The organism is Ignavibacteriota bacterium, assembly GCA_016708125.1.
In the GTDB taxonomy this organism is placed as follows: Bacteria; Bacteroidota; Ignavibacteria; order Ignavibacteriales; family Melioribacteraceae.
In genome coordinates, this window is the sequence record JADJGF010000001.1 from 3,743,809 (window position 1) to 3,760,671 (window position 16,863).

The 16,863-nt window shown below is 28.7% G+C and carries 13 protein-coding genes, 1 tRNA gene and 2 pseudogenes; 10 read left to right on the forward strand and 6 right to left on the reverse strand.

Features of this window, described 5'->3' with window-relative positions:
• Both IPH62_16295 and IPH62_16300 read left to right on the forward strand, forming a co-directional pair.
• Positions 1 to 1,158, forward strand: coding sequence for an ABC transporter permease (locus IPH62_16295; protein ID MBK7106836.1), 1,158 nt, complete (start codon positions 1 to 3; stop codon positions 1,156 to 1,158).
• Positions 1,159 to 1,218: 60 nt separating this feature from the next.
• Positions 1,219 to 2,388, forward strand: a complete 1,170-nt coding sequence (locus IPH62_16300) for an FtsX-like permease family protein (GenBank protein MBK7106837.1) — start codon at positions 1,219 to 1,221, stop codon at positions 2,386 to 2,388.
• A 170-nt stretch (positions 2,389 to 2,558) separates the two neighbouring features.
• Here IPH62_16300 and IPH62_16305 read toward each other — a convergent pair.
• Positions 2,559 to 3,694: pseudogene (locus IPH62_16305) on the reverse strand (integrase).
• Positions 3,695 to 3,859: 165 nt separating this feature from the next.
• Between IPH62_16305 and IPH62_16310 the strand changes: the two are divergent.
• The 3 genes from IPH62_16310 (at position 3,860) to IPH62_16320 (ending at position 5,751) form a co-directional block, all read left to right on the forward strand.
• Positions 3,860 to 3,951, forward strand: a tRNA-Ser gene (locus IPH62_16310).
• Between the two features lie 145 nt (positions 3,952 to 4,096).
• Positions 4,097 to 4,912, forward strand: coding sequence for a hypothetical protein (locus IPH62_16315; protein MBK7106838.1), 816 nt, complete (start codon positions 4,097 to 4,099; stop codon positions 4,910 to 4,912).
• The gene (locus IPH62_16320) at positions 4,909 to 5,751 is read left to right on the forward strand and encodes a DUF3037 domain-containing protein (GenBank protein MBK7106839.1); all 843 of its coding nucleotides are present in this window, start codon (positions 4,909 to 4,911) and stop codon (positions 5,749 to 5,751) included. The genes IPH62_16315 and IPH62_16320 overlap by 4 nt, the downstream gene beginning before the upstream one ends.
• Positions 5,752 to 6,077: 326 nt before the next feature.
• On the opposite strand, the gene IPH62_16325 is transcribed toward IPH62_16320, so the two are convergent.
• The 3 genes from IPH62_16325 to IPH62_16335 all read right to left on the reverse strand — a co-directional run bounded on the left by IPH62_16325 (position 6,078) and on the right by IPH62_16335 (position 8,758).
• Positions 6,078 to 6,245 (reverse strand): hypothetical protein, encoded by a 168-nt coding sequence (locus IPH62_16325; GenBank protein ID MBK7106840.1) that lies wholly within the window; start codon positions 6,243 to 6,245, stop codon positions 6,078 to 6,080.
• Between the two features lie 305 nt (positions 6,246 to 6,550).
• Positions 6,551 to 7,435 (reverse strand): glycerol kinase, encoded by an 885-nt coding sequence (locus IPH62_16330; protein MBK7106841.1) that lies wholly within the window; start codon positions 7,433 to 7,435, stop codon positions 6,551 to 6,553.
• 282 nt (positions 7,436 to 7,717) lie between these two features.
• On the reverse strand, positions 7,718 to 8,758 hold the full coding sequence (locus IPH62_16335; GenBank protein ID MBK7106842.1) for a Fic family protein: 1,041 nt from the start codon (positions 8,756 to 8,758) through the stop codon (positions 7,718 to 7,720).
• A 250-nt stretch (positions 8,759 to 9,008) separates the two neighbouring features.
• Between IPH62_16335 and IPH62_16340 the strand changes: the two are divergent.
• Positions 9,009 to 10,143: pseudogene (locus IPH62_16340) on the forward strand (integrase).
• Positions 10,144 to 10,381: 238 nt separating this feature from the next.
• Here IPH62_16340 and IPH62_16345 read toward each other — a convergent pair.
• Positions 10,382 to 12,076, reverse strand: coding sequence for a T9SS type A sorting domain-containing protein (locus tag IPH62_16345; protein ID MBK7106843.1), 1,695 nt, complete (start codon positions 12,074 to 12,076; stop codon positions 10,382 to 10,384).
• 627 nt (positions 12,077 to 12,703) lie between these two features.
• Positions 12,704 to 13,255 (reverse strand): hypothetical protein, encoded by a 552-nt coding sequence (locus IPH62_16350; GenBank protein ID MBK7106844.1) that lies wholly within the window; start codon positions 13,253 to 13,255, stop codon positions 12,704 to 12,706.
• Between the two features lie 107 nt (positions 13,256 to 13,362).
• On the opposite strand from IPH62_16350, the gene IPH62_16355 reads away from it, so the two are divergent.
• The 4 genes from IPH62_16355 (at position 13,363) to IPH62_16370 (ending at position 16,855) form a co-directional block, all read left to right on the forward strand.
• A complete protein-coding gene (locus tag IPH62_16355; GenBank protein ID MBK7106845.1) occupies positions 13,363 to 13,539 on the forward strand; it encodes a helix-turn-helix domain-containing protein in 177 nt (58 codons plus the stop codon).
• 51 nt (positions 13,540 to 13,590) lie between these two features.
• Entirely contained in the window at positions 13,591 to 14,289 is a 699-nt protein-coding gene (locus tag IPH62_16360; GenBank protein MBK7106846.1) for a hypothetical protein, read from the forward strand.
• Positions 14,290 to 14,291: 2 nt separating this feature from the next.
• Entirely contained in the window at positions 14,292 to 14,555 is a 264-nt protein-coding gene (locus tag IPH62_16365) for a hypothetical protein (protein ID MBK7106847.1), read from the forward strand.
• A 122-nt stretch (positions 14,556 to 14,677) separates the two neighbouring features.
• A complete protein-coding gene (locus tag IPH62_16370) occupies positions 14,678 to 16,855 on the forward strand; it encodes a DDE-type integrase/transposase/recombinase (protein MBK7106848.1) in 2,178 nt (725 codons plus the stop codon).
• Positions 16,856 to 16,863 lie beyond the last annotated feature (8 nt).

Sequence of the window (16,863 nt, forward strand, 5' to 3'; positions counted from 1 at the left end):
ATGAAAGTATTAAAATTAATTTTCAAAAATGCATTAAGACATAAATTGCGATCAATTCTTACAATTTCCGGAATTGCAATAGCAATTATTGCTTTTGGATTATTGCGAACCGTTGTTACTATTTGGGATTCAAGCGTTGATGCAGCAAGCGCAAACAGATTAATTACACGGCAAGCAATTTCTTTTATCTATCCTTTACCCAATGCACATAAGGATAAAATCTTATCTGTTCCGGGAGTTACAAAAATTACCGGAGCAAATTGGTTTGGCGGAGTTTATAAGAATAAAGACAATTTCTTTGCACGAATGGCGGTTGATGATAATTATTTTGAACTCTTCCCGGAATTTATTATTTCCAAGAACGAACTGGATGATTACAAAAAAAATAGAAATTCATGTATTATCGGTTCTCAAATTGCAAATCAATATAAAATAAAAGTCGGCGATCAAATGGTTTTAGAGGGTGATATTTATCCCGGAAGATGGGAATTTGAAGTTAAGGGAATTTATAAACCACGAGATAAAAATACAGATGCAACGCAAATGTTATTTCACTCAACTTATTTAAATGAAAGAATGCTTGTTGAGAGTCCAACCAGAGCTAACGAAACCGGTTGGTATATTATTCAAGTTGATGATCCAAAAAATTCTGCAAATATTTCTGCAAAAATTGACGCACAATTTAAAAATTCAATTGCCGAAACTAAAACGGAAACCGAAAAAGCATTCACACAAGGATTTGTTTCAGCATCCGGAGCAATTATAAGTGCGATGAATATTATGTCATTTGCAATCATTGGAATCATAATGTTGGTTCTTGCAAACACAATGATAATGGCAGCAAGAGAAAGAACTCGAGAATATGCTGTTCTAAAAACTCTTGGATTTTCTGCAAAACATTTAGTTGGATTAATTCTTGGCGAATCTTTGCTCATTTCATTTATTGGCGGTGGCATTGGATTATTTCTAACATTTCCACTTGTTGCCGGATTTGAACAAGCAATGCCAAAGGGTTTTTTCCCGTTTTTCTATATCGAACCAATTACAATAATATTTGCAGTTATCGCAACATTATTAGTGGGAATTGTTTCAGCAATCTTCCCTATTCAAAAATCTTTAAGCACAAAAATTGTAGATGGATTTAGATATGTTGGATAAATTTTATTTAACTCGAAAATTGAATTTTCACAAAATTCTGAAAAATTTTTAGGAGTAAAAATGGCTGTTCCATTTAAATATATGATAAAAAATTTCAAGACTAGAAAACTTACAACAATTATAACTATTACCGGTATTGCGCTTGTGGTATTTGTATTTGCCGCAGTTTTGATGATGGCATTTGGTGTTGAAAAAACTTTAGTTGCAACCGGTGAAAAAGATAATGTTAAAGTTCAAAGAAAATCTTCACAAGGAGAAATTTCAAGTTTAATTGATGGTGATACGCAAAATATAATTAAATCACTTCCTCACGTTGCTAAAAACTCCGAAGGTAAATTGTTAATTTCTGAAGAACCGGTTTTAATAATAAATTTAGAAATTAAAGATGGCGGAATGAGCAATATTACTTTGCGAGGAGTTTCGCAAGTTGTTAAAGATTTGCGTCCTCAAGTAAAAATAATTGAAGGAAAAATGTTCAATCCAAATTTACGGGAATTAATTGTTGGGATATCTATTTCCAATAAATTTGACGGAGCACAAATTGGCAGTGAATTAAAAATTGCCGGAGCAATGTGGAAAATTGTGGGAACTTTTGAAGCAAACGGAAGCGGATTTGAATCAGAACTTTGGGGTGATGCATCACAACTTTTAAATGCTTTTAATAGAGGGAATACAGTTTCTACAATTACTTTAAAATTAGATAATGAAAATAATTTTGAAAAATTCAAACATTCATTTTTTACAGATAAAAGATTGCTACAATTTGAAGTTATGTCTGAGCAAAGATTTTTCGAAATGCAATCAGAAATTTTAGCAACATTTATTAGAATTCTCGGAACATTCATTACAATAATTTTCAGCTTTGGAGCAATTATTGGAGCAGCTATTACAATGTATGCAGCAGTTTCAAATCGTACAATAGAGATTGGAACAATGCGCTCATTAGGATTTAGCAGAAGAAGTATTTTAACAGTTTTCGTTACTGAATCATTATTGATTGCAATTATTAGCGCAACAATTGGATTATTCTTTGCATCATTTTTGCAATTTTTAACAATTTCAACTTTAAACTGGAATTCTTTTGCAGATTTATCATTCTCTTTTGCGTTAAATCCGCAAATAATTATTTCATGTTTTATTTTTGCAATTTCAATGGGATTTGTTGGCGGAATTTTCCCAGCGTTTAGAGCCGCAAAATTAAATATTGTAAGTGCTTTGAGAGGAAATTAGTTGAATAATTTTTATAATCCAGTTGCCTCAAAATAAAAGGTAACTATGGTAAAGAAAAAATGTTGAAAAAAGAGTTCATAAAAATTCCAAATAGATAATAAAAAGTAATAATAATTGTTTCTTTCTTTTTTTGCTACTTTTTTTCTTTCTTTGTTAATATGTTGATAACGTCAAATCAACTTCAAGATTTCATTTATTTTACGAGAGATTGAGTTTTGTAGCAAAAAGGGATTTAATTTTGTGTGTTTATTTGTCAAGAGGATTTTAGTTTTCTTAGAGACAACCGTAGAGTCTAAAATTCTTTGAAAAGGGGTTTTAGGCTGATCGTGTTTTTTGATAACTTGAGAGCCATCGCGAACTTTGGAAATAATTTTAGAAGAAGGAATAAAGAAGTTAAAAAACAAAGACCATTCATTAGTAAAAATATCATTCATCAGCTCAACAATTTTAATATTATCGAAGCGATGATAACCAAAATATTGCCTGATGTGAGTCCAATTTTTACCTTCAATATGTACATTATCGTTTTTCATATAAGCTCGTGAACGAGTATAGTCAACCGGTTGTTTACGTTTCGTGAAGTAAGCCAATAGATGCCAGTTAAGAAATTCACCACCGTTATCAGAATCAAAACCAAGAACTTTGAAAGGGAGAGAATTCTCAATAGATTCAATAGCCTTAAAAGTTCCTTGTTGTCCTTTGCCCCATATAGCACGTGCTTCAGTCCATCCGGAGGCAATATCAACAGTGTTAACTGTATAGACAAAACTACCAGTAATCGAGTCTCCACAATGAGCTACGGTATCTGCTTCAATAAATCCCGGGAACTCTCATCCCACTGGTTTGTTTTTATTGGAATTTGTTTTTTGATTAAAGAACCCGGTTTGGTTGTTGATAATCCTTTTTCTTAAATTTATTCCTAATCGGTTTTAAGAGTCGGTCTATTGTTGCTGGTGAAATTCTGAGAAGAAGTTTTCTATTTTCTTCTGTTAGTTCTCCCTCATAAAATGGAAGCCATAGTGGTATTGCATATTTTAATCTTTTTGAGCAAATAAGATTAGTTGATTTCCAAATATTCTTTAATGCTGCTATTATCTCATTGTGAGCAAATTTTTTCTTTCTGCCGGCTTTTTTCTTTGGGGTTCCTTTTATTTCTTCGTTTATTCAATACCCTTATTATATATTTTCTATTATATCCACAAGTAGTGCATATTTCATAAAGAAGTTTCTGTTTTTCTGCCTTATTTGAACTTAAATATCTTGCTCGTATAGCTGCAATATACTCTTGTTTCGACTTTTTGCTCATAATATTTCCGCTTTTTTCGGTTACTTATATTATGAGGCAACGTATTGTTTTCCTAATTAACTTCGGTTACTTTAATTGTGAGTCAATTCGTCATAAATATTAGATTTTTGTAATTCCGATATTATTTCATATATTTTCACTTTAAAATTTGAAATTCAGCTAATTGGAGAGGTGGGTGAGTGGCTGAAACCAACGGTTTGCTAAACCGTCGTAGGGGTTAAACTCTACCGCGGGTTCGAATCCCGCCCTCTCCGCCATTTATCAATAAAAGCAATAACTTACAGACACGCCACACAAATTAAGCACAAATATTTTTAATTTATCTAAAAAAATAGTTGTCTTAATATAATTTAAATAATAGTTTAAAACTTAAATTATGAATACTTATGTTATAGAAAAAACATGAGACAAATAACTGATTCAGATTTTAGCATACCAATAATATTTCCAGAAGTTATTCATAAGGAATTCCAATATTCACAAAACAAACCTATTTTAATCGAAGGTAGAAATTTAAAAGATGGTGTTAACAGAAGTTATGTTTTAAAACCTACCGGAGCTTCAAGAATGTATGGTGATGCAATAACAAAAGAATTAGTTGCCTCTCTTATAGCGATTGAATTATGCTATTTTACTCCTACTCCAGTACTTATAAGCATTGATAGTTCATCGTTATTACTATTCAAAGGTCTTATTTCTTATGAAACAATGACAAAAAGTATTGGACTTAATTTTGGAAACTTGTACTTTGAAGGTATGCCCGTTTGGAATCATGACGATTTTAATAAGAAAAGTTTGTTTAATCAAATTCAGTCAATTTTGTTTTTTGATTTATTTATTGAAAATCCGGATAGAACAATAAATAAACCAAATATGCTTACTAATGGTCTTGATATTTTAATTTTAGATCACGAACTTGCATTTAGTTTCACAGATTTAATTGGTTATAAAAATCCGACACCTTGGAAATTAACTCAACAAGATTTATTTTTGCTTGAAAATCATATTTTTTTCTCTTTTTTAAAAAAGAAAAAATTTTCATCTGAAATTTATGTTGAAAAGTTTAACAAAATAAATGATAATTTTTGGTATAAAGTTGAAAAATTAATTCCCGATGATTATTTACATGGTAAGTATATTGACCTAAAAAATTATGTACAGAATAGAGTTTCTAATTTAGAAATTTATTGTAAGGAAATTGAAAAGGTATTATCATGAAAACATACGAGTTTTCAATATTACGGTATTTACATGACCAAGTTACTGGTGAATTTATAAATGTTGGTGTAATTTTATATTCAAAAGAAGAAAAGTCATTACAAGCAAAGTTTATTGAAAATGCAAAACGACTTTCAGACTTTTTTCATGGTATAGATGGCCGCAGGATAAAAAATCTAATACAAGGTTTAAACACGACAATAATAAAAATTGATAAAAAATTAAAAAGTGAATTAAATTTAGATGGATTAGATAGTCTTGAAAAAATTTGTAATTATATTTTGCCAAAAGATGACTCAGCTCTTTATTTCAGTGAAACTAAATTTGGTAGATCGATAGAATTACAAAATGCATTGGAGAATTTATCTAATAAAATAATTCGAAAATATGAATTTAACAATGATAAAAAATCATTTTCAGATGAAGAAGTTTGGCAGCAAGTTTATAAAAAGTATTTTGATGAAAATCTCATTACAGAAAAATTAAATGAAGAATTTATCTCTACTGAAAATGATTCCTTTCATTTTAACCTTTGTTGGACCAATGGTAAATTAAATATTTACAAACCAATATCATTCGATTATGTTGAACAAGATAGATTAAAAAATAAAATTTATCGATGGGATGGAATTTTAAGAGAGCTTATTACTTCGGAAAAAATAATATCATTAAATTTTTTAACTAAATATCCATCAAATAAACTAGAGTATAATATTTCCAAACTGATAAAAGAAAAATTATTAATTGATGCTGATAAAATTCAAACAAAAATTATTTATGAAAGTGATATAAAAAATTTTATTTCAGATTTAAAAGAAGAAATTATCTCACATAAATAATTTTCCAGACTGTCATTTTTCTTTACCTTTCTCACTTCAGATCTCATATTTAAATCCTAACATTTTTAGGATGTTGACTAATCAAAAATAAAATACTTTTAAGACGCTCATTCTCTTGAATATTATTGAATTAACAATTACTTACAGAATTGTTGTACAAATTCAACACAAAACAATTTCATTGTACTTGCAACCGAGAATAGTGTTAGTTTTAATTCCTCGGTTCCTGAAATCTTTGAAATTCCTGCTTAATTAGTATATCAAAATATGTTTCAGACTGCCGCTCCTCTTTGACTTCAACCTCAGCTAATAATTCATCCATGAAATTAATTTCTGTTTCCACTATTACCTCCTTGAATATTATTGTTATTTACTTTGTTATTTAAATATTGCTCAACTGCTTCATTTATTAAAACAGTCATTGGTCTTTTCTCAACCTGCTTAAGTTGATATAGTTTTCTGATTAGCTCCTCTGTTAGAGCCGGTGTGTACATACGGATGCCTCCTTTAGTTTAGTGATTGTTAAATTGGATTGGTTTAAAAAGAAAAGCCCTTCTTTGTGGGAAGGGCTAATCTGGATTGAAAATATTTACAAAAGATTATTTTATTAGAAGCATCTTCTTTGTCGCAATAAATTCTCCGCCATGAATTTTATAAAAATATACTCAGCAAGTAAGATAATTGTATAGTAATTTCATTTTAAAGGTTCAAGCCGTTTGACTATAGTGATCTGAAAAATTAGGTCACTTCACTAAATTTAGTTGGAAATATAAGATACAAACTAATAAGTAGTTTTTTGTCAATATACTTTGATACTATACTTTAATAATTTTTTTGGTAAATGATCGTCAAGATTCGAAATGTCACTATCATTGAGTTCAATTAAATTAAAATCATATTTCTTGTAGATTTCTATTTTTGCTTTTTTCCTTTCAGCATATTTGGGATCTTCTTCCAATCCCCAGAACTCAATAAAAACTTTACCATTTGGTAAATAAAAGTCAGGGTATAATTCTTCTTCAATTGGTAATTTTCGCTCATATGCATGGGCTAAATTATAATCATACAAAGCGTTATCAATAATAACTTCAGCTCTTGAACGGACAAAATGACCGTCTTTAGTTCTAAATTTAGCTGGGAACTTCTCTCTAAAATTATCGTTATTTGATTCTGATAGTACTTTATTTGTTTGCACTGTCGTATGTTCAGGCAATGTAACTTCTTTAAAAACATTATTTAGATTTTTGTTGGATAAAATATTATCAGGCCATAATACATATGATCCACCCGATGATTCATGTTCACATTGTTTACCCCCTAAATCTTTACCAAGTCTTGTTATTCTCCATCCAGCAATATTTTTTTCTATCCAACCTAATTCTGATAATATCAGATTCAATCGTTGAGATGAAATGTCGAAGTGTTTGCCAATTGTTGTTGCATTCAAAAGTTTTGGTTTTTCAAATTCTTGTCCATTGTTGATGGATAAATTCTCAGGCCAAACTATGTATTCTCCAAACTTTGGATTATTTCGCATTTGACCGCCTTTTTGTCTCCCAAATTCAGTTAAAACCCACTTTTCGTCTTTTCTTTCCATAAAACCAAGACTTTTAAGTTTATCAAACAATTCACTTGATTTAATATCAAGTTCATTTGCAAGTGCAGTAGTTGAAAGATATTCCATATTATAATATCCTATTTTAATAATTTATTTTATAAATCATATTTAATATTCAAGCATTCAAACAAATTAAATGAATATTTTATCAGATGTCTATTGAAAATTGAATTAATAATTATAGGTTTTTTATAGTCAGTTTGAAATTATTAATATTTTTAAAACTATCGAAGTTTTATTTACATAATTTAATTATAAGACTATTTAAATTGTTTTTTTGGGAGAGTTGGATTTTAACACTTTCACAGATTTTACTTGAGGCTAAACCAGTTGATTTTATTTATTAAACTAGAAGTAAGTATTTACAGCAAATTTGAATTGGTTAATAAAGATTTCTTTATTACTCGAAATATTATTTTGTTCATAAAATAAAAGCATAGCCTTTTTATATTCAACAGAATCAACTGTTCTAAAAGAAATGGGACAATATTTATAATTCATCAAAACTGAATTACTAACAATTCTGGCAGTCCTTTTATTTCCATCAACAAATGGTTGGATGTAAGATATTAAAACTAAAACCAGCAAAGCTTTTTCAAAAACATTTTCTTTATTATTCACTAGTTCGCACATACTTAATAGAGCTTCAGAAATCTGGAATTCATTGTCTAACGGTCTATAATTTGTCCCGGAAATTCCAACACGTCTTTTTCGAATATTTTTATCAACACCAAGTTCTTTTATTAATATACTGTGAATATCTTCAATTTTAGAGACTGATATTGGAATTAAGTAATCAGGATTTTCAATAATAAAATCAATTGCATCTTTATGGTTTAGAAGCATTACTGCTTCTTCCTTAGATTTACCCGAAGCTGTTTCTTTTTCCTTGAGAAGTCTTTCTGTTTCTAAAAGTGAGTAAGTATTACCCTCTATTTGAGATGATTTCCAGCTTAAGTCAATTGCAAGCCTTTCAAGTTCTTTTTTATATTCTATTTTTGAAAGTTGAGCTATGTTTTGTTCGAACTTGTTTTGCAGCAATTCTAATTGTTTAAATTCATCAGTTGTTAATATGCAAGTATCTTTTAGAGTTTCCGGTATAAGACGTAAATTAAAACTTTCCTTTATATTCCTTTCATCAATATCTTTTTCATAATATTTCTCAATGTCTATTGGAAATAAAAGTTCATAGGTCGGTGATATTAAATATTTGGTAGATTTGCCTTTTCCCTCTTTTATTAAAAATTTTTCATCAATTAGTTTAGCAAGTATTCTTTTAACTGTTGCATAACTTATTTTTGTCTGAATTCCTTCAAAAATATCTTTAGAAGAAATTTCGATTCCATTTTTAATGTATTCAAGTATTTCTAATTCTTTTTTATCAGTCATTGAGTTTTATTTTATAGCTCATAATTGTATAGATTATAGCTAAAATAAGTACGAATATGAGCTTTATTTATATTCCGAATGAGCTACATTATTTTATTTACCTCAATAATACTAAAAAACTAAATATTTATAAATATATTAATTTGAAATTCATTCTCAACGAATTGACTCACAATTAAAGTAACCGAAGTTAATTAGGAAAACAATACGTTGCCTCATAATATAAGTAACCGAAAAAAGCGGAAATATTATGAGCAAAAAGTCGAAACAAGAGTATATTGCAGCTATACGAGCAAGATATTTAAGTTCAAATAAGGCAGAAAAACAGAAACTTCTTTATGAAATATGCACTACTTGTGGATATAATAGAAAATATATAATAAGGGTATTGAATAAAAAAGAAATAAAAGGAACCCCAAAGAAAAAAGCCGGCAGAAAGAAAAAATTTGCTCACAATGAGATAATAGCAGCATTAAAGAATATTTGGAAATCAACTAATCTTATTTGCTCAAAAAGATTAAAATATGCAATACCACTATGGCTTCCATTTTATGAGGGAGAACTAACAGAAGAAAATAGAAAACTTCTTCTCAGAATTTCACCAGCAACAATAGACCGACTCTTAAAACCGATTAGGAATAAATTTAAGAAAAAGGATTATCAACAACCAAACCGGGTTCTTTAATCAAAAACAAATTCCAATAAAAACAAACCAGTGGGATGAGAGTTCCCCGGGATTTATTGAAGCAGATACCGTAGCTCATTGTGGAGACTCGATTACTGGTAGTTTTGTCTATACAGTTAACACTGTTGATATTGCCTCCGGATGGACTGAAGCACGTGCTATATGGGGCAAAGGACAACAAGGAACTTTTAAGGCTATTGAATCTATTGAGAATTCTCTCCCTTTCAAAGTTCTTGGTTTTGATTCTGATAACGGTGGTGAATTTCTTAACTGGCATCTATTGGCTTACTTCACGAAACGTAAACAACCGGTTGACTATACTCGTTCACGAGCTTATATGAAAAACGATAATGTACATATTGAAGGTAAAAATTGGACTCACATCAGGCAATATTTTGGTTATCATCGCTTCGATAATATTAAAATTGTTGAGCTGATGAATGATATTTTTACTAATGAATGGTCTTTGTTTTTTAACTTCTTTATTCCTTCTTCTAAAATTATTTCCAAAGTTCGCGATGGCTCTCAAGTTATCAAAAAACACGATCAGCCTAAAACCCCTTTTCAAAGAATTTTAGACTCTACGGTTGTCTCTAAGAAAACTAAAATCCTCTTGACAAATAAACACACAAAATTAAATCCCTTTTTGCTACAAAACTCAATCTCTCGTAAAATAAATGAAATCTTGAAGTTGATTTGACGTTATCAACATATTAACAAAGAAAGAAAAAAAGTAGCAAAAAAAGAAAGAAACAATTATTATTACTTTTTATTATCTATTTGGAATTTTTATGAACTCTTTTTTCAACATTTTTTCTTTACCATAGTTACCTTTTATTTTGAGGCAACTGGGCATTTAATTAAACCTCTTTATTAACCATTTACACAAAACTTTTTACACTACCAATTAATTTCGGAGTTTTTTGTGTCAATTCTTGCTACTTTAAAAATATTAACTTTTTAGTATCTCTAAATTCACCTGCAGTTATTCTATAGAAATAAATTCCACTTGATAAATTTATTCCAGAATATTCGATAGTATAACCTCCAGCATTTTGATTCTTGTTAATTATTGTTTCTATTTCCTTACCAAGTTGATTATAAATTACAATTCTAACATTTGTTGATTTTGGCAAATCATATTTAATTGAAGTACTTGGATTAAATGGGTTCGGATAATTTTGATATAAATAAAAAGTCTTAGGTACAATTTTAGCCTCATTTGCTATCTGTTTTGCTAGTCCATTAATTAGATCGTTAAGTAAGTCAATGCTTTGTATTATTAAAGTATAAATTTGATTTTGACTCTCGCAGTCAGTAATCCAGTCATTTTTATCTGGAGTGCCGGAATTAGCACATCCATCAGTTTTTTTCAGTAGATCATTTGTAAGTTGATTTTCAGCATCAACATAATTGCCCTGATCAACTTTCAGCAGAATTGTATTTAATTTATTTGTTAGAGTATTTGCCATATTCGAATTCTTTAGACTTTCAAGTGGCAATTGATTAATGGTTTGTATTCCTTCCTGTAAAGTTTCACTTACTACTGTTAACCTTGATAAAACGGATACAGTAATACTAGAAGGATCACTTTCCAACTCACCATCGTTAACAATTAATGTAATTACATATTCTCCAACCATATCTGGTACAAAAGTTGGGTTAATAATATTTTGTGCATCGATTAAGCTTTCACTTCCCTCCGGTTTTGACGCAATAGACCAAATATAATTAAGGATATCATTATTCTCATCGGAGCTTGAACTCCCATCTAAATACACAATTTCAGTTGTTAAGTATGATTGGTTATTACCAGCATCGGCTAGTGGTTTCACATTATTAAAGCTTATTACAATTTGATCAGAATTACTGGAAGTCCATGAATCATTGACGATAAGTTCTATCTTATATTCGCCATACACATCAACAATAAATTCAGGAGTAGATATATTTTGATTATTAAGAACGGCATTGCTCCCAGCTGGTTTTTCTATAATATTCCAGTAATATGTTATTGGATCTCCATCATCATCCCAACTTTGAGTCCCATCTAACTGTATAATAGAACCAATGATCAGAACAGCTTGATCTGGGCCAGCATCAGAAACAGGTGGTGAATTAATAGTACTAATTTGTACTTGAGCAGGTTCACTACTCAAACCAAGATTATCTGCCACAACAAGTTCAATGATATAATTACCAGGTTGATCCACAGTAAAGGTAGGGCTAACTGTTGTAGGATCAGATAATATCGCTAAACTGGTTTGTGGTTTTGATACTATTTCCCATAAATAGGTTAACGGATAATTCCCGTCTGAATCTAAACTGTAACTTCCATCAAGATTTACAATACTTCCTGCATGTACTGTTTGAGCATCTCCTGCATTTGCTATTGGTGGATGATTTATAGGATTTTCAGTTATCCAAGGATCAAAATAAACTTCACCCATACTTCCTTCCTCATTATCATATATATGAGCATCAATTTCTAATGCTGTTTGATAATCCCAAATATTATTATATGCATTTACGGTGTATCCTGTATTATTATAAACTTGAAAATTGCCATTATCATTATTACGAATTGTGTTATTGCCTTGATCGGAGATATCATTTCTACCAAGATCTACCAAATTTCCATATTTTATATAAATTCCGTAACTTTTATTATTTTCAATTATGTTACCACGTAATTTAGTATTAATCGTCTGTGTTCCTCCTGTTTGAATTCCATTTTGATTTGCAGAACAAATATTATTTAAAACTTGATTATTTTTTGATCCACCCCAAAGTTGATATAGTTCTTTGTGTATTTTGAGAGTATTTTAATTTACATTCAAAACGCTGTAAGTTATTGATATTACTTATTTTAGAGTAGTTTTAGCATTGAAAGAGGTTTGGTTGCATTTTTACAAAAACTACTAAAAAATTACACTGTATTGCACCTCTTTTAACGGCAATTAAACACTCTTAAAATTGCGTTTTTATTTCATAATCTAAACATTTCTGTACGAAATAGTACAAAAAAGAAAATTTTTTAATTTTGTTTAAGTAGCCAAAAAAGTAGCTAATTTTTAAAAGTTGGCTACTTTTTATAACTTATTGAAATAAAACAATATACAGCGTTTTTAATTTGTGCATATATAAAAAAGTTGGCTACTTAGAAAACTATAATTTTAGCTACTTTTTGATGCAATTTGAACAATAAAATTTTCTATTTTTGAGATCATTTAACCAATTATGAAAATTATTCTTGAAAATTATGAGGATATTTCTTTTAACTTATTTTTTAAGATCTCAGCTAGTCTTTTTTCATTAAACTCTTCTATTATTTTTTCCCTTTGTGGATCTGTATCGTAACCTAATAAATATTCTATTTTGACATTAGCAATCTTACTTAAGATTACTAAATCTTCAGGTGTTAAATTATTTGTTAAAGACCAAGTATTTAATAAATGTAAAATTGTACTTTTTAACCAATAGTCCCCTATTTTTTCTTCATCTGCAAATTCATAGTAAAAATTTAATTTTTTAAGTTTTTCAATCTCATTATTTACTCTTTGGTAAATTTTACCAGTTTTTTGAAAAAATCGGTTTTCTTTTCCTGATATTAACCATTCAATATCGCATCCCCAAAAATATAATTTTGAAAGAAATTCAGTACCTGGTAAGGAACGTCCATTTATATAATTGCTACTTATATTTTTTCCTGTTGTTCCAAGTGCATCTGCCCCGGATTCAATAGTACCAAATCTAGTTTTTAAGAATAGTTTTAGCCTTTTTCCAAATTCTTTTTTGTTAATATCAAGCATATTCAAAATTATTATTGTGATTTTAAAGTAAAATAAATATTTTACTTGCTAAATACTGTGAATTCACATATATTGTGGACAATTGTATTATTTACTTTTATAAAATTATGTCATCTTTTATTAAATACAAAAAATTGCTAAACCAAGCTGAAATAGCTAGACAAATAGGCATTTCAAAATCTTATCTAAACCAAATCATACTTGGTACAAAAAAAAGTGAAAAGTATGAAAAAGAAATTGAAAAAATTATTAAAGAACTAGCAATGAAACAAAGTACGAAATAGTACACAAACAAATATAGTATTGAAATTATTTATTTGAAATAGAAAGAAAAAATGAATACAAAAAAGAATGAAAAATATTCAATTGATAACAAAACAAAAGAAGTTATCATTTTATCAATTGCTGAAAATTCAAAAGAAATAAATTCTATAAAAGAATTTAATGCTAAGAAAATATTCGTTGAAAAGCTATTAAACGACTGTTTATATAAGTTAAATAAAGTTGAAGAAACTGAAATATTAACTTACGAAAATGTTTTAAAGAAAAAATATTTACCTGATATTGAAACAATATTTTTATCCGCTAATAACCTTGAGACAGTAGATAAATTATGCAAATATGGAGTTTATAATTTTAGGTACAATTCGCATAATGAAAGGATTATTAAAACAACTTCCGTTTTAGAAAATTTAGATGAAAATCAAAAATTAAAATTAAGAAAAGAATTGTCACCAAGTGAATATAATGAAGAAAATATTTTTACAGATAAAAATATTATTGAAGTTTTAGATTCATTTCCAAATGCAACTGAAAAGCAAAAGATAAAATTCATCAATAGAATACAATGTCTAAAGGCATCAATTAAAATACGTGATACTGATTTATATGCATTTGCACCTAAATGGAATAAAACAAAACCTGATAAAAAAATGGCAGCTCAAACTATTATAAAATATAGAAATCTGTTAAAAAAAGTGAATAATCTCAAAGTCCTTATAGGGAAATATCCAACTATAAAAAATAGGAGTTAAAAATGCCAGGATTTGATTTAAATACAAAGATAGATTGGAAAAAAAAAATAAATAGTGCTTTAAAAAGAAGAGGATTAAAATCTTGGTCAGATGATTGGGAAGTGCATGGGAATTGTCATATTGGATATAATGAATTTGTTGGTATGGCACAATATATAGAACAAGATAATCAAGTTGAACAATCCCCAATTGAAGTTATGATAACAGCACACGCTGTTTATGAACGTCTTTTATCCGGTGGATTGGAAAAAATAGAAACAACTTAAAATAGAATTTTTGGAGTAAAATTTAGGTTTACGGCTTTTAGGGAGAATGAACTTGAAAAAGTTCTAATTGGCTTTGTTAGGAGTTCAATTTACATATTGTTTTAATAAAGAGTAAAACTTAAATGCAAAGTTTGAGAAAAACCGTACCTGAATTTTTTACTGAGGAACACTCAGCAAATTTACCAAATGAAAATCATTTTAATTCCAGTTTAATTAATAAAAACTGGGGTACAGTTAAAGAGTGTTCCAAATTTTTTGGCATACCTGAATCAACACTAAAATCAAGATGTATTGGTAATTCCAAAATAAAATATCTTACCAGAAAATCTACGGGAATTGGCGGCACAAAATATGAAATCAACATTAACTCAATTATTGAAAACTTAAAACCAAAAGAGAAAGAAATCTGGTTAAGAAAAATTGAGAAAGAAGCAATTAGTAAAGTTAAAACTGATAGTGAAATTGAGAATGATTTTATTCATGAATGTTATGCAGTAGCTCATAATTGTAACAAAATAAAATTTGATAAAAATAATTTTATATACACGTTTTTTGAGGGAATGAGAGACAAGGATGTAAGGAAAAAAATAACTGCTTTTAATTTACAATTTCCAGAATATAAAACTGCTATTCAAACAGTTAGGGAAATAAGAAAAATTGTGAAAGAAAGTGGTAAAATTGGTTTAATAGGTAAATATGGTAAGAATGCAGGTAAAACAACTGTTAAAGATGAATGGTTTGAAATTTATAAAGAACTTAGATTAACTCAAGGTCAAAAATCTGCAAAAAGTTGTTGGATAAAAGTAATTGGAAAAATTAAAGAACTCAATTCACAAATTGATATTTCTGAAATTCCTTCAGTTGATGCATTTGAAAGAAGGTTAAAAAATGAGATACCAGAATCCGCAAGGCATTTAGCTACAAAAGGTTTTAAATCCTACAATAAAAAATTCAATAACTATTTAAATAGAACATATGATAATTTAATTTCAGGTCAAGTTTGGGTAAGTGATCATAGGCAGTTAGATTTTGGAGTAATTGATAGTTTACCATATAGAGTTAAAGAAGAATTAAATGAATGGTTTGAAGAAAATCCAAATGCATTTTTAGAGAATGGTAAAAATAGTAAAGTACAATTTCCATGGATAACTGTTTGGATTGATTTTAAGAGTGGTAAATGGCTTGGATGGTTTTTACATGTTGAAGATCCAAATACAGATCATATTTTATATTCATTCGTATTAGCAGCACAAAAACATGGCATTCCGGAAGAAATTTATATTGATAATGGAAAAGATTATAGAGCCTTAGATTTTGCAGGCGGCAAAACGAATAAAAGAAAAACCATTGATACATTCAAAGTTACTTCCCTTTGTGCAACATTAAGAATCAAAGTCAATTTTTCACTCCCATATAATGCACAGGCAAAAACAATTGAAAGAAACTTCAAAACATTTAAAGAACATCTTGATAAAATTTATCCAACATATAGAGGCGGAAATATTGTTGAAAGGCCTGAAAGATTAAATACAGAAATTAAAAAAGGAAATATTCCTTTCCTAAGTGAAGTTTCTAAACAACTTGATTTTTTTATTGAAAATATCATGAATACGCAAATTGGTTATGGCAAAGTATTGAAAGGTAGAAGTAGAAATCAAGTTTGGAATGAAGATATGAAATTTATTGAAGAGAATGGATTAAAATCTCCATTGAGAAAAGTTGCGGATGATGATTTGAAAATGTTTATGATGCGAACTGCCAGACCACAAAAAATAGGAAGAAATGGAGTTTGCTTAAGTCAGAAACATGACTTGTATTATTGGAATGATGCAATGCATGGAATGAAGGGTACATTAGTTTATCTAAGAAGAAACAATAAAACATATCAAAAGGCATATGTATTCTTAGCAAAAAACGATTCGTTTATTTGTGAAGCTCAACTTAATGTTTGGGATGTTCCCGCAATTGCAAAAACCGATTTGGATAAAAAGCAGCTTACAGAATTACTAAGAAAGAAAAATGAGGAAGTAAAAATTGATAAACGTTTGGGTGAAACAACATCTTCAATTTCAGTTAATGAAGAATTAAGATTGCATGCACTTGGAATTAAAGATTTAGAAAATAGTACTGAAGAAATTGAAGATATACCTTCACCAAGAAATTCACAAATAATAATTAAGTCAAAACTTAGTGAAGCAAATAGAAAAATAAAGGCATTAAAAACCGGCACTGATGATTTTGAATTCACTGAAATAGAAATTGAAGAAAAACAAAATTGGGTTGATTTTTTTGATGAATAAAAAAAAGG

Bases quoted from the DNA above. Each gene is read 5' to 3' on its own strand.
- IPH62_16335 (MBK7106842.1), bottom strand. From the start codon at position 8,758: ATGACTGATAAAAAAGAATTAGAAATACTTGAATACATTAAAAATGGA.
- IPH62_16355 (MBK7106845.1), top strand. From the start codon at position 13,363: ATGTCATCTTTTATTAAATACAAAAAATTGCTAAACCAAGCTGAAATA.
- IPH62_16325 (MBK7106840.1), bottom strand. From the start codon at position 6,245: ATGTACACACCGGCTCTAACAGAGGAGCTAATCAGAAAACTATATCAA.
- IPH62_16320 (MBK7106839.1), top strand. From the start codon at position 4,909: ATGAAAACATACGAGTTTTCAATATTACGGTATTTACATGACCAAGTT.
- IPH62_16370 (MBK7106848.1), top strand. From the start codon at position 14,678: ATGCAAAGTTTGAGAAAAACCGTACCTGAATTTTTTACTGAGGAACAC.
- IPH62_16360 (MBK7106846.1), top strand. From the start codon at position 13,591: ATGAATACAAAAAAGAATGAAAAATATTCAATTGATAACAAAACAAAA.
- IPH62_16300 (MBK7106837.1), top strand. From the start codon at position 1,219: ATGGCTGTTCCATTTAAATATATGATAAAAAATTTCAAGACTAGAAAA.
- IPH62_16295 (MBK7106836.1), top strand. From the start codon at position 1: ATGAAAGTATTAAAATTAATTTTCAAAAATGCATTAAGACATAAATTG.
- IPH62_16350 (MBK7106844.1), bottom strand. From the start codon at position 13,255: ATGCTTGATATTAACAAAAAAGAATTTGGAAAAAGGCTAAAACTATTC.
- IPH62_16365 (MBK7106847.1), top strand. From the start codon at position 14,292: ATGCCAGGATTTGATTTAAATACAAAGATAGATTGGAAAAAAAAAATA.
- IPH62_16330 (MBK7106841.1), bottom strand. From the start codon at position 7,435: ATGGAATATCTTTCAACTACTGCACTTGCAAATGAACTTGATATTAAA.
- IPH62_16315 (MBK7106838.1), top strand. From the start codon at position 4,097: ATGAGACAAATAACTGATTCAGATTTTAGCATACCAATAATATTTCCA.